This window comes from candidate division WOR-3 bacterium (assembly GCA_016867815.1).
Taxonomy (GTDB): Bacteria; Hydrothermota; Tepidihabitantia; order Tepidihabitantales; family Tepidihabitantaceae; genus UBA2258.
Window position 1 is genome coordinate 29,959 of sequence record VGIR01000006.1, and the last position, 14,040, is coordinate 43,998.

The window sequence follows — 14,040 nt, forward strand, 5'->3', positions numbered from 1 at the left end:
AGGATTCAATGGGCATGAGGCTACTGCCAGTGCTCGCAGCCGTCGTTGTGAGCGTGTCGGCCCAGGTGGATACCGCCTGGGTGCGCCGGCTCAACGGGGCGGGCGACTCGGCCGACCTGCCGGCCGCGCTCGTGACGAACCCATCGGGAGGCGTGTGGGTCACAGGCCACAGCTTCGACGACGACACGATCGAGGACTTCGCGACCGTCCGCTACGATGCCGCCGGCGAGGCCGTCTGGTTTCGCCGCTTCGACGGGCGGGGCGACACGAGTGCCCGGGCGACCGCGCTGGCGGTGGACGCCGAGGGCAACTGCTACGTCACCGGCAAGGCCTGGCAGGAGGGCGGGCGGTTCGACTGGATGACCGCGCTGCACGACAGCGACGGCATCGTACGATGGGCTGTCTACCACTCCGGGTCGCTCGCCGAGAACGACGAGGCGCGTGCGGTTGCCGCCTACCCGGGCGGCGGGTGCGTCGTGACCGGCGCGGCGTTCGGCCCGGCCGGCAACTGGGACTTCACCACGATTCGTTATGGCGCGGACGCCGAGACCCTATGGACCGCGAACCACAACGGCGACGCGAACAGCGCCGACGAGGCCGAGGCGCTGGGTATCGACTCCGTGGGCCATATCTACGTGGCCGGGTCGAGCCGCAACACCGGGACGAATGTCGACGTCGTGACCGTGAAGTACGACGGCGTGGGGGAGACGCTGTGGGCGCGTCGCTGGACCGGCACCGGCGGCAACGACGAGGACAAGGCGACCTGCCTGGTTGTCGACGCGTCGCAAAGCGTCTATGTCGGCGGGTACACCGAAGGCTGGGGCACGGGCCGCGACTTCGCGCTGGTGAAGTACAGCCGGCACGGCGACACGCTCTGGACCCGGCGATACAATGGCTCGGGAGACGACGATGACGAGGTTGTAGGCATCGGCACCGACGCACGGGGACGGGTCTACGTCTGCGGCTACAGCGGCGGGGACGGCACGTTCGCCGACTACCTGGTCATCTGCTACAGCCCGTTGGGCGACTCCTTGTGGGCCCGGCGCTGGGACTATGGCGGCTATGGCAACTGGGCCACGGCACTGGTGGTCGACGGGGATGGCAACAGCTACATCACGGGCTACGGCTTCGGCCCGGCGACGCAGTACGACTTCCACACTATCAGCCTCGGGCCGGACGGGACGCCGCGCTGGCAGACAAGGTACAGCGGCTACGCGAACGACTGGGACCAGCCGGTCGGCATCGGGCTGGACGCTGACCGCAACGTCTATGTGGCCGGCTTCTCGATGTCCAATTCGCAGGACTTCGAATACGTTACCATCAAGTACGTTCAGGCCCCCGGCGTCGAGGAAACGCCGAGCGCCGAAGTGCGAACGACGAACCGCGGCCCGACCATCGTCCGCGGCGTGCTGCGTTTGCCTGCCTCACTCATCACTCATCACTCATCGCTCATCACTTCCGATGGTCGGAAGGTGATGGACCTGAAGCCCGGTCCGAACGACGCTTCGCGCTTAGCGCCTGGAATCTACTTCCTACAGTCGATTGACGGAAGTCGGCTGTCCGCATTCGGGATGCAGAAGATCATTGTCACGAGATAGCGAAAGGAAAACGGAATGACCTGGAACGTTCTTCGGGCTTGTATCGGCTGCGTCGCGCTATCCTGCGTTCTGCATGCCGATCCGCTCTGGTCCGGGACCTACAACGGGCCATACAACAGCTACGACGAGGTCTACGCCATCGGCGTAGACGACTCGGGCAACGTCATCGTCTCCGGCTTCAGCGAGCTCAGCGCGAACGATGCGGAGTTCGTCACCATCAAGTACAAACCGAGCGGCGACACCGCCTGGCTTCGGCACTTCAACCCGGGTTCCGGCTGCGACGGCGGGACGGCGCTTGCCGTTGACCGCTCCGGCAACGTCATCATCACCGGCTACCTCGGCAGTTCGACCTCACAGTACGGTGAGTGGCAGACCATCAAGTACTCGCCGACCGGCGATTCACTCTGGACTACGACCAGGGACTTCGGCAACCGGGACCGGCCGACTCAGGTCGCAGTCGACTCGGCGGGAAACAGCTACGTCACGGGCGAGGCGGGAAGCCTCAACTACCTCGACTTTGTCGCCGTCAAGTATGACCCGAACGGGACTGAGGCATGGGCATTCAACTATGACGGCGGAGACAACGATGGGGCGAACGCAATCGCGGTGGCTCGCGACGGCAACGTCTACCTGACCGGGTACACGATCCGGAGCGGCAGCTACGGCGACCTGCTGACCTGCAAGGTCAGCCCGACCGGCGAGTCGCTCTGGGCGACCGTCTACGTCGGGCCGGGCGGCAAGTCGGACATGGGCAGGTTCATCACGGTTGACGGTAGCGGCAACGTCCTCGTGGGCGGAGTCAGCAACGACAGCGCGGGCCGCAGCCACTATGTCACGATCAAGTACGCGCCGAACGGCGACACGCTCTGGACCCGGCGCTACGTGGGTGCGGGCAACCAGGACGACCAGATAGCCGGGCTTGCACTCGACCAGGCCGGCAACGTCTACGTGACCGGCGGCAGCTATGTCGACCAGAACCACTACAACTACGCGACCATCAAGTACAGCCCGGACGGGTCCGAACGCTGGGTAGTACTCTATGCCGGTCTCACAGGTCGGGCTACGGCACAGGGAATCGCGCTCGATGCCGAAGCCAATGTCTACGTCACCGGCTCGAGCGCCGACTCCACCGGCGGCTGGGACGTAGTCACGGTCAAGTACGACTCGGCCGGCAACCAGCGGTGGGTGGAGCGCTACGACCGGCCGAGCAGGTTCGACGAAGGCTACGTCCTCGCGCTCAGCCGCCAGGGAAACGTCTTCGTCGGTGGACGGACCGACGACGACAGCACGGGCATTGACTACCTGACGCTGGCCTACGGCTCAGCCGGTGCGGTCAAAGCAACGCCGAGCGCCGAAGTGAGAACGACGAACCGCGGCCCGACCATTGTCCGCGGCATACTCAATCTGCAATCTGCAACCTGCAACCTGCAACCGGAAGTCGCCCTGCTCGATGCAGCCGGCCGCAAGGTACTTGACCTTGTCCCCGGCCCCAACGACATCTCCCGCCTCGCGCCGGGCGTCTACTTCATGCGTCCCGCGTCTGGCGTGATGCGTAGTGCGTCAGGCGTTGAGCGTATGACCAAGGTCATCATCAATCACTAGGGAGGAAACATGAGAACAACCATCCTCGTTGGCGTCTGCCTGCTGCTGGCAGTGTCAGCGGTCCGCGCCGATTCGCTCAACTGCCGGCTGGTCGGAACCTATGGCGTACCGGTCGGGTATCCGACTGACGTTGCCGTCGCCGACAGCCTTGCCTACGTAGCGGCCGCGCATGGCGGCCTGCGCATAGTCAGCCTCACTGAGCCGCAGAACCCAACCGAGGTCGGGTTCTTCGACGCGATGGCAAACGCGATTGGCGTTGCGGTTCGGGATAGCATCGCGTACGTGGCCGGACACGCCGCCGGGGTATTCCTGGTCAACGTCGCCGACCCGCGCAACCCGACCCTGGCCGGACAGAGGGGTACGCCCGCCGTTGCCCCGCGCGTCGCGGTCAAGGACACCTTCCTCTACGTCACGAACCGCGACGCGGGCCTGCGTGTGCTCTCCGTGGCCAATCCGGTAAGCCCGTATGAGGTAGGCTTCTGCGACACCCTGGCCTTCTACGAGGACGTTGCGGTCAAGGACACCATTGCCTGCGTCAGTGGGGCGCTGCAAAGCCTGTTCCTGACCATCAACGTCGCCAATCCGGCCAGCCCAACGCTCGCCGGATACTGCGCCCTGCCGAGCAGCGGCCAGGGACTTTCCGTCTCGGGCAGCTACGCCTACGTTACGGCCGGGGACATGCTCATCATTGATGTCATCGACCCGACGGACCCACAGGAGGTCGGCCGCTACGCTAGTCCTAGCTACTCCGCGGACGTCCTGGTTGTCGGTGACTTCGCCTACGTGGCGGGCGGATACGCGGGCCTGCGCGTGGTTGACGTGTCGAACCCGCAGCAACCCCAGGAGGTAGGATACTACGACACGCCCGGCTACTCGAACGGCGTTGCCCTTGCGGGCGACTACGTCTGCGTCACCGAGGACCCGGTCGGCCTGCGCGTGTTCCAGTTCTACGGCGCGGGAGTCGAGGAGCGACGCTCCACGCCCGACGCTTCACGCATCACGCCCGGGGCAAGCATCGTCCGCGGCGTCCTTCGATTGGCGATTGACGGTTGCCGAATGTCGAATGCGGAGCTGCTGGACATCAGCGGACGCAGCGTGATGCCGCTGGAGTCCGGCGCGAATGACGTCTCGCGCCTCGCGCCGGGCGTCTACTTCGTGCATTCCCCGGTGAGTGCGGCCATCCGCAAAATCGTAGTGGGAGACTAGACCGTGAACCGAGAAAACACTATGAGTCGATTGACTCTGTGTGCGGCGACAATGTTGCTGTGCGGTTGCCTGTCCGCGCAGTGGCTGGAGACTACGATAGCCCTGCCCGATACGTCGATGCCGGGAGCCATGCTCTGCAACCCCGCTGCCGGCAAGCTGTACGTGGCGAACACTACCTCGGCCCACGGTACGGTCGACGTTGTTGACGCTGCGGCCAACGTCTTTGTCAAAGCCATCCCCTGCGGGGTGAATCCAGCCTCGCTCTGCTTCAATTCCGCGAACAACAAGCTCTACGCTGCAGCCGCATACGGGACTGCCGTGACCATCATCGACGCGGACGCGGACACCGTCATCAAACACCTAGCCATCGGCACCTGGCCGGGCCCGCTGGTCTATCACGCGCCGAGCAACCGCATCTACTGCGGCTCGGGCGGTGACCGCACCATCGCCGTCATCGACGGCGCCGGCGACTCGGTCATCCACCGCATAGCGGTTGCGCACATGCCGGACTACGTGTGCCTGAACCCGGGCATGAACAAGTTGTACGTGTCCATCCACTCGCAAAGCCGGGTCGAAGTCATCGACTGCGCGGCGGACACGATTTGCGCCCGCCTTACCGTGGGCGAAACCCCGGGTATGATGTGCTACAATCCCATGCAGAACCGCGTCTACGTCGCGCTCGACGTCGGCAACGACGTCGCGGTCATCGACTGCTCGGCCGACACCGTTATGCGCCCGATTCCGGTCGGTGTCTGGCCTACGTACGTCTGCTACAGCCCGGGCGTGAACAAAGTCTTCGCCGCGACGACCGGGAACAACAACGTCGGAATCATCGACTGCCAGACTGATTCGGTCCGGTCGTACGTCACGATTCCCGGCACGCCCGGTGCAATCGACGTCGATACGATTCACAACCGGGTGTATTGCACCGATCGCGACGGCGGCAAAGTGGTAGTGATCGACGGCGCGTCCGACTCGGCGATAGCGACCGTCACGGTCGGGGCGAAACCCGACCACCTGTACTGGAGCGCACAACGTCAGCGGATGTATGTCGCCAACTCGTGGGACCAAACGATATCGGTACTGCGCGATTCGGCCGCAGCCGTCGCGGAGCAACGCTCCACGCCCGACGCTTCACGCATCACGCCCGGGGCAAGCATCGTCCGCGGCGTGCTGTACCTGCTGCCCTCACCCTTCCCTCTCCCGCTGGGAGAGGGGCAGGAGGTGAGGGAGTGGAACCTGCTGGACATCAGCGGGCGCAGCGTGATGCCGCTGGAGTCCGGCGCGAACGACGTGAGCCGCCTCGCGCCCGGGCTGTACTTCGCACGTTTGGCAGTCGGCACTCGCCGCTCGACAACGACAAAGGTCGTAGTGACGCGGTAGAGGCACGCATGCTCAGATGGAAGATATCGTTCCTGACCTGTGTCGTTCTGTGCGCGATGGCTGCTGCCGACTGGTCCTACCGGTGCCCGTTGCCTACCGGAAACGACCTATTCGCGGTGCAGCACGTGCAGGCGAACACATGGCTGGTGTCCGGGGCGGGCGGCACCGTGCTCAAGACCACGGACAACGGGGCAAGTTGGTCCGACCACGGCGCGTACGGCAGACCGTACGCATTCCGCCGCATCCATTTCCCTGCGGACACCTTGACCGGGTTCGTGCTCGGACGTAGCGGGGACGGAGGCCGTGCCGTCTTCAGGACCACTGACGGTGGCCGCAACTGGACGATGGTCTTGTCCAACATCCTGTACCGTTTTGAAGACATCTGCTTCTCCTCCGATACGAGGACCGGTCTCGCCGTCGGCTACTTCCCTGGTTCCCCGGAATCGACGGTCGTCTTCCGGACAATCGACAGCGGCGTCACTTGGACGCGGTCGGAGCCTCGCGAGATCGGCCGGCTCTACGGTGTCTTGCTCCTGGCAGACGACCGAACCGGATATGCCGCGGGAAACTTGGGAACGTCCGGCGGGGTCGTATTCAGAACCACGGACGCGGGAGTCACGTGGAACCGCGTCGCTGGTCCGGTAGGCCATTCACTCACGCACATCAGCTTCCCGGTAGACGGCCAGACCGGGTACGCTGTGGGTAACTACGGTCTTGTCCTCAAGACCACCGACGCGGGGCTGTCGTGGGACTCGTCCGGTTTCCAGTCGGGCTGGAACAGCATCGGCGCCGGCTTTCGCGACAACCAGACCGGGTTCGTGCTGATGGGTGTGTACAACGGGGGCGCACAGACCCGCCACCGGACGACGGACGGCGGCGCAACCTGGTCGGAAGACACGACCAGCTCGTTCTACCCTACCTCCCTTGATTTCGCGGCCGACGGCGAGCACGTCCTGATGACCGGGCTGGCAGGCGACCTGAAGTTGAGCAGCGACACCGGCCGGACGTGGTTCGACCTCGCGCGGCGGGTGACCCGTCATACGCTGACGGGTGTTTCGTTCCCGACCGGGCCCGAGAGCGGCTATATGGCCAGCGACTTCGGCGGGCTGTTCGCCACCGGCGACTACGGACAGAACTGGATGGCGCTGGGCGCTTTCGACTCGACCTACCTCTTCACGGAGATTGTCTTCCCGGGCGGGCCCGAGACCGGGTTCGTGTCCGGCCGGCACGGCCTGAACCGCGGAGTCGTCTGTCGGACCACGGACGAAGGCGTCACGTGGGACTCGGTACTGGGGTCTTCGGGCTCCACTTTCAGCGACCTGTCGTTCCCGACTGGGGAAACCGGCTACGCCCGTGCCGGCAACCTCGTCTACCGCACCACCGATGCCGGGAGCACGTGGTCCCCACGCCACACCGGAACCTCGGCGACCTACCTCGACATGGACTTCTGCTGCGCTGACACCGGGATGCTCGTTGGTGAATGGGGCGCGGTCGCCCGGACCACCGACGCGGGCCAGACCTGGTCCGTAGTCAACGCCGGCATGACTGACGACCTGTACGCGGTCTCCCTGCTGCCCGGCGGTCAGGACGTACATGTCTGCGGCAGTGATCGGTACTTCGCGCGCTCTACCGACGGCGGCGAGACGTGGCAGGGCGAATTCATCGGCAGCTCCAGCGATTGCCTCTACGACATCACGTTTCCCGCGGGCGCGGACACCGGCTACATGGTCGGCGAACGAGACATATTCCGAACAACCGACCAGGGCGCCACCTGGACCAGCCAATTCCCGACGTCCGCGCTGCTGATGGCGGTCTGCTTCCCGGTCGACTGCCGCAACGGTTACGCCGTCGGCACAGGAGGGACCGTCGTCGCGACCGGCGATGCCGGCGGCGCGGTACACGAGACGCCGCACGCGGAACGGCGGACGCCAAGCGGCCGCCCGACCATCATCCGCGGCGTGCTGCGGCTGGGCTCACGACTTGCAGCTAGCGGCCCGCAGCGGGCGGAGCTGCTGGACATGAGCGGGCGCAAGGTGATGCATCTCGTGCCGGGCGAGAACAGCATTCGGCATCTCACATCGGGGGTCTACGTGGTGCGGCGCTATCAGAGCGGCAGACTACCGACGACCAGCCTGACCAAGGTGGCCGTCGTATGGTGAACCTGGCTGCGCCCCGGCGGGCACTACTTTGCGACTACGAAGTAGGAGAGATCCGCCCAGGTGACCATTTCGTCGTGGTCCTCGGCTCTGACCCTGATAGTGTCCCACTGGTTCTGCTCCACGGTGGAAGCGTCCCAGAACAACCAGTAGGTATCGGGCGGACAGCAATGCGCGGGAACCGGGTCGGCCCCCGGGAAATGGTACAGCACGCTTTTGACTTCATAGTCGTCAGTGACGACGACGACGATTTCGACCGGGCCGGCGTGGACCGTAGACCCGGGCTCCGGGCGTATTGGCACTATTTTCGGCGCTTTCGGTGGGCACATGTTACCCATGGCCACGAGTGCGAGGAATGCAAGAAACAGCCTTAGCAGTTTTCTCACGTTTGCCTCCTTGGTTGGCTGGCCGCGGCGTCAGATGGCACTATGTGGGATTCTATCGGCCTCGACTTTGCTGTCAAGCGCTCGGGCGTCATTCCCGTACGCGGAGACGCCGTCCCTGTGCTGCTCCTCAGGATCGGCTTGGCTGCACGTCAGTTTCGGCCATACGTCAGCCTGTGGTGGGACCCGGAGCCGGCTGTGCGGCGCCAACCTCAACTCTGGGGTCTCGGCCGTTGGCGGCAGTGCGCAGCGAGGGGTTGAGAAGGAGATGGACCATCAGCGCGGCACGGTGGATCCCGTCCCGAGCGTCGTCCGCAGCGTCTGTCGATTGCCGGTTGCCGAGTGCCGAATGCGGAGCTGCTGGACATCAACGGCGGAAGGCGATTGACTTGCGTCCCGGCCCGAACGAAGTCTCCCGCCTCGCGCCCGGCGTCTACTTCGTGCGAGAAGTGCCGTCAGCCACAGGCCGCAGGCTGTCGACCGCTACCAGAATCGTCGTGGCAAAATAGGAGGATGAGATGAGATTCTCTGTTCTGTTGCTAGCTGCGAGCTGCCTGCTGTCCGGCGCGTTGGCGCAAGGACTCGACAAGACGATATGGCTGCCGGACTCTTTCGTGGGAACCGCTTCCCCGTCGCGGCTGGTCTATGCGCCGGCGGGCAACTGCGTGTACGTCGGCGGCGGGGGCGGCCTACTGCTGGTGATCGACGGCGCCACCAACCACAAGGTCGCCCGCATCCCGGTTGCCGAAGCGGTGGGCGCTTTGCTGTACAACCCGACCGGCAACAAGGTCTACGCGGCGCAGACCGATAGTTTCTCGGTCGCTGTCATTGACGCCGCCAGCAACCAGCCGGTGGCGACAGTGCCGGTTGGCGGTCGTCCGCTGGCCCTCGGGTACAACAGCCAGAACGACAAGGTTTACTGTGCCACCGCTCAAAGGGTAGTGCTCGTCATATCCGGTGCGACCAATCAGGTGCTGGATACCGTTGCGGTCGGAACCGCGCCGACGGCGCTCGGGTACAACCCGTCCGGCAATAGGCTCTACTGCGTGAACGAGTACAGCGACAACGTGACCGTGATTGACGGCGCGACCAACGAGGTGCTGGCGACCGTCGCCACCGGCGATGAGCCGAACGCCGTCGTCCACAACCCGGCGGCAAACAAGGTCTACGTCGCCAATCGGGGCGCCGACCGCGTAACGGTAATCGACGGCTCGACCAACCAAATCCTGGCCCAGATCGATGACATATCGAGAGCGGGAGCGTTGTGCTACAACCCGGCCAACCAGCAGGTCTACTGCCTTGGCGGGCCGGGGCTGGTGGCAATCAGCGGTCCGGGCGATTCGGTGCTGGCGCGGATTACCCTGATGGGATACGAGCAGGGCCTCGTGGTGAGCGAGGCGCTGAACCGGGTGTACTGCGTCAGCGCATTGGATACGAGCCTGGTGACCGTGATTGACGGCTCGACCAACCAGCCGATGACCGAGGTCGAGGCCGGAAGCGATTCCCGAGCCATCTGCTTCAACCCGCAGAACGGCAAAGCCTACACCGCGAACCAAGCGTCGGACGACGTGACGGTCATCGACGCTTCGGCCGACACCGTCGTCGCGACCATCAAGGCCAGATACTCGCCCGTCGCGCTCTGCTACGACCCGGGTCGCAACCGGGTTTACTCGGCGAACGAAACCAGCGACGACGTGGCCGTCATCGACGCGGCTGCCGACACGGTGGTCACCTATGTCCGAACCGGGGACTGGCCTTACGCAATCCTGTACAATCCGACGAGCGACAAGGTCTACACCGCCAACACCGGTGGCGGCACCGTGACCGTGATTGACGCGGCAACGAACGCGGTCCGGGCGACGTTGCCGGCCGGCGCCGAACCGCAGGCGCTGTGCTGGAACCCCCAGAACAACAAGGTCTACGTCGCCGACTACTGGGGCGGCATCGTGACAATCATCGATGGTGCCGGCGACAGCGTCATCGCCAGCCTCACGCGCGGGACGGGTCCGGAGGGATTCTGCTACAGTCCGACGAGCAACCGGGTCTACTGCACGAACTCGAACGACGACATCGTGACCGTGATCGACGGGGCGACCAACACCTGGCTGCCGGACATCACGGTCGGCGAGTGCGACAACGCCATCTTCTACAATCCCGGCGACAACCGCGTCTACGTCGAAAGCCACCACGGTGGCCAGAACTCGGTGGCGGCAATCGACTGCCCCAGCGACAGCGTGGCGGCCTACATCGCGGTCGGCAACAACCCGAGCGCGATGGCCGGCGGCCCGGGCGGGACCGAAGTCTACGTCGCCAACCAGCAGAGCCGGAGCGTCTCGGTGATTGACTGCGCGGCGGATTCGGTTATCGCGACCGTGCCGGTCGGCAACAACCCGGTCGCGCTGGTCCTCGACACGCTTAGCAACCGTGTCTACTGCGCGAACGGCCAGGACGACAACGTCAGTGTCATCGACTGCGCGACCCGTCAGGTGATAGCGACCATTGCGGTGGGCAAGAGCCCGCTGGACCTGGTATGGAATCCGGCACGGAACCGGGTCTACACCGCGAACTCCGTGGGTTCCAGCATCTCGGTCCTCGACGACGCGGGCGGCGTCGAGGAAACGCCGAGCGCCGAAGTGCGAACGACGAACCGCGTCCCGACCATCGTCCGAGGCATACTCAATCTGCAATCTGCAACCTGCAACCTGCAATCGGAAGTCGTCCTGCTCGATGCAGCCGGCCGCAAGGTCATGAACTTGCAGCCCGGCGCGAATGACGTATCCGCCCTCGCCCCTGGCATGTACTTCATGCGTCAAGCGTCCGGCGTGATGCGTAGTGCGTCAGGCATTGAGCGAATGACCAAGGTCATCGTGACCAGATAGGAGCACTGAATGCGTATCCGTGTCCTGGTAGCTGCTGCTCTGGCCATCAGTGCAGTGGCCAGCCCGGCCCGAGCCGACGAGTTTCTGCTCGATACGACCATCGTTTACACGCCCTCAGTCGGCGGGCAGTCCGAGCCAGCGATAGCTTTCGACGGCACGAACTTCCTCGCGGTCTGGGAGGACCATCGGAGTGTGACCGCCTACGACGTCTACGGAACCAGGCTGAGAGCGGACGGCACCGTGCTGGATCCGGGTGGAATCCCGATCTCGCTGGCAGCCGACGGTCAGTATGACCCGGCGGTCGCGTTCGACGGTGAGAACTACCTCGTGGTCTGGGAGGATTCGCGCGGCACATCGAGCGACATCTACTGCGCCAGGGTCACGACCAACGGCACCGTGCTCGACACCGCCGGCATTCCCGTCTCGACCGTAACGCGCCATCAAGAGAGGCCTCGGGTCGCATACTGCAACGGGCAGTACCTTGTGGTCTGGGAGGACTACCGGAACAGCACGATCTACGCGGACGTGCGCGGAACGCGGGTCAGCACGGCAGGCCAGGTGCTGGACACGCAGGCAATCGAGATCGCCATGATGCCGGACAAGGACAAGGAGACGCCGGAAGTCGCCAGCGATGGCGTCAACTGGCTGGTCGTCTGGAGGTTCGGAGGAACCGACATCCACGGCGCGAGAGTGAACTCCGGCGGCGGCGTGCTCGACTCCGGCGGTTTCGTCATATCCGCAGCCGTGCTTAGTCAGGCAAGCCCGGCAGTCACCTTCGATGCGGCCAACTACCTGGTAGCCTGGGCCGACCTGCGCAACTATCCTCCGGCGAACTACGACATCTACTGCGCGCGGGTCACACCGGGCGCAACCGTGCTCGATACCGCGGGGATTGCGGTCTCAAAGGCGGCCGGTCACCAGATGCTGCCCGCCGTCTCCCATGGCGCTGCCGGCAGCTTCATAGTCTGGACCGACCGGCGCAATGATACCACCAGGTACGACATCTACGGAGCACGCGTCGCCGGGACCGGGCAGGTCCTCGACACATCGGGCATCAGGGTCTGGCAAGGTCGCCACACCGGCTATTACCCGGCCGTTGCTGCCGGCGACAGCTTCTTTGTTCTCTGGTCGTCCGGCAATGTGCTGGGTGCTCGGGTGACTGAGTCCGGGGTCGTCCTGGACACCGCCGGAATCGCGGTGGCGGTAGGGGCCAGTCATCAATCCGAACCGGCAGTCGCCGGGCTCGGGTCCGAGTACCTGGTTGCCTGGCAGGACTACCGCAGCGCCGAGTCCGAGTTCGACATCTACGCGGCCCGGGTTTCATCCGGCGCCCGGGTTCTCGACCCGACTCCGATTGCGGTCAGCACGGCATCCGGCTACCAGTTGTCGCCGGTGGTGGCCGCCGGCAGCGGGCAGTACCTCGTTGCCTGGGAGGACGCGCGGCGCGATAAGAACGACCTGTACTGCGCGCGCGTCGCTGCAACCGGGGCCGCGCTCGACCCGGCGGGCATCGCGGTGTCGGCACAGCCCGGCGAGCAGCGACATGCAGCGGCCGAGTGGGACGGAAGCAACTACCTGGTTGCCTGGGAGGACAGGCGCAACGGGCAGGACTTCGACATCTACGTGGCGAGAGTCAGTCCGGCAGGCGTGGTGCTCGACCCGACCGGAATCCCAGTTGCGGCCGCCACCGGGGACCAGCTCACGCCAGACGTCGCATTCGACGCATCGAACTGGCTCGTGGTCTGGGCCGACGCGACCAGCGGGGGCGACGTCCACGGCGCGAGGGTCACGCCCGGTGGGCAGGTGTTGGATACGGTACCGATTGTCGTCTCCGCGGCTCAGGGAGGGCAGAGCTACCCATCCGTCGCATGCGGCGGGGACCGCTTCCTCGTCGCCTGGATGGACAACCGCAGCGGCGTGGACCGGAACGTGTACGGCGCCAGGGTCGGCACGGGCGGGGCCGTGCTTGACTCGGCCGGTATTCCGGTCTCTACCGCCGAGCGCGAACAGCTCTATCCGACAGCAGCCTTCGACGGTTCGGACTTCGTCGTCGTCTGGGAGGACAACCGCCAGAGCTATGAGAACTACGATGTGTACGGCGCCAGGGTTTCTCCCGACGGCCTGGTTGGAGACACGGTGGTCATCACCCAACGACAGGGCAACCAGCGGACGCCCGACATCGCCCGTGGGCCGGACGCGCAGGTGCTTGTTGCCTACTCCGGCTGGACCGAGGAGATCGGCGGCCGGCCGGCGCGGACCATGCGGGCATGGGGCAAGCTCTACCCGGGCCCGGGCGTAGAGGAAGCGCCGAACGCCGAAGTGCGAACGACGAACCCCGTCCCGACCATCGTCCGCGGCGTGCTGCTCCTCTCGGAAGCTGCAAGCCGCAAGCCCCAAGCCGCAAGCTTGATGGACGCAACCGGCCGCAAGGTAATCGAACTAGAGCCCGGCGCGAACGACGTCTCGCGCCTCGCCCCCGGCGTCTACTTCGTGCGGCGCCTTGCCGGCGAGCACCCGGCGACGGAAAAGGTGGTCTTGCAGAGATAGGGCAAGGCTAAGGTTGAGGTCAAGGTTGAGGTAGAGTCCGGAACTAGGGCGTGAACGAAAGCGGGGCGGGCGATAGCCCGCCCCTGCTCCCTTCGACCCACTCGCCGTGACGATGTCCTAGGCTCGCTGCCACACGCGATTCTACAACCCTGTAGAATGGCGCGGGAGCGGGCTCTTGGGCCCATGTGCTTGAGGCTTGAGGCCTTAGGCTTGAGGCTGACGAAATGACACCCCCGCCTGGGGGACGGCCCTCCGGATAGAATACAGAACAGAGAAGACAGGAGAC

The 14,040-nt window shown here is 65.1% G+C and carries 8 protein-coding genes; 7 read left to right on the forward strand and 1 reads right to left on the reverse strand.

The features are described 5' to 3' along the window. The first annotated feature begins 14 nt into the window (after positions 1-14). From FJY68_01850 to FJY68_01870, 5 genes are read left to right on the forward strand one after another with little or no spacing between them, the layout of a single operon-like run. Positions 15-1,598: a hypothetical protein gene (locus FJY68_01850; protein ID MBM3330579.1), complete on the forward strand. Its 1,584-nt coding sequence runs from the start codon at positions 15-17 to the stop codon at positions 1,596-1,598. A 15-nt stretch (positions 1,599-1,613) separates the two neighbouring features. Beyond that, complete coding sequence (locus tag FJY68_01855; protein MBM3330580.1) at positions 1,614-3,200, forward strand: hypothetical protein; 1,587 nt, start codon at positions 1,614-1,616, stop codon at positions 3,198-3,200. Between the two features lie 9 nt (positions 3,201-3,209). Continuing rightward, positions 3,210-4,406: a hypothetical protein gene (locus tag FJY68_01860; protein MBM3330581.1), complete on the forward strand. Its 1,197-nt coding sequence runs from the start codon at positions 3,210-3,212 to the stop codon at positions 4,404-4,406. A gap of 51 nt (positions 4,407-4,457) precedes the next feature. Then, entirely contained in the window at positions 4,458-5,789 is a 1,332-nt protein-coding gene (locus tag FJY68_01865; GenBank protein MBM3330582.1) for a YncE family protein, read from the forward strand. Between the two features lie 8 nt (positions 5,790-5,797). Then, positions 5,798-7,948, forward strand: a complete 2,151-nt coding sequence (locus FJY68_01870; GenBank protein ID MBM3330583.1) for a hypothetical protein — start codon at positions 5,798-5,800, stop codon at positions 7,946-7,948. Between the two features lie 23 nt (positions 7,949-7,971). On the opposite strand, the gene FJY68_01875 is transcribed toward FJY68_01870, so the two are convergent. Further along, entirely contained in the window at positions 7,972-8,331 is a 360-nt protein-coding gene (locus FJY68_01875) for a hypothetical protein (GenBank protein ID MBM3330584.1), read from the reverse strand. Positions 8,332-8,846: 515 nt separating this feature from the next. Between FJY68_01875 and FJY68_01880 the strand changes: the two genes are divergently transcribed. Both FJY68_01880 and FJY68_01885 read left to right on the forward strand, forming a co-directional pair. Further along, complete coding sequence (locus FJY68_01880; protein ID MBM3330585.1) at positions 8,847-11,207, forward strand: hypothetical protein; 2,361 nt, start codon at positions 8,847-8,849, stop codon at positions 11,205-11,207. Positions 11,208-11,216: 9 nt separating this feature from the next. Further along, complete coding sequence (locus tag FJY68_01885; protein MBM3330586.1) at positions 11,217-13,754, forward strand: hypothetical protein; 2,538 nt, start codon at positions 11,217-11,219, stop codon at positions 13,752-13,754. The last annotated feature ends 286 nt before the right edge of the window (positions 13,755-14,040 follow it).

Coding starts and splice junctions, on each gene's coding strand:
- FJY68_01855 (MBM3330580.1), top strand. CDS start 1,614: ATGACCTGGAACGTTCTTCGGGCTTGTATCGGCTGCGTCGCGCTATCC.
- FJY68_01880 (MBM3330585.1), top strand. CDS start 8,847: ATGAGATTCTCTGTTCTGTTGCTAGCTGCGAGCTGCCTGCTGTCCGGC.
- FJY68_01865 (MBM3330582.1), top strand. CDS start 4,458: ATGTTGCTGTGCGGTTGCCTGTCCGCGCAGTGGCTGGAGACTACGATA.
- FJY68_01870 (MBM3330583.1), top strand. CDS start 5,798: ATGCTCAGATGGAAGATATCGTTCCTGACCTGTGTCGTTCTGTGCGCG.
- FJY68_01860 (MBM3330581.1), top strand. CDS start 3,210: ATGAGAACAACCATCCTCGTTGGCGTCTGCCTGCTGCTGGCAGTGTCA.
- FJY68_01850 (MBM3330579.1), top strand. CDS start 15: ATGAGGCTACTGCCAGTGCTCGCAGCCGTCGTTGTGAGCGTGTCGGCC.
- FJY68_01885 (MBM3330586.1), top strand. CDS start 11,217: ATGCGTATCCGTGTCCTGGTAGCTGCTGCTCTGGCCATCAGTGCAGTG.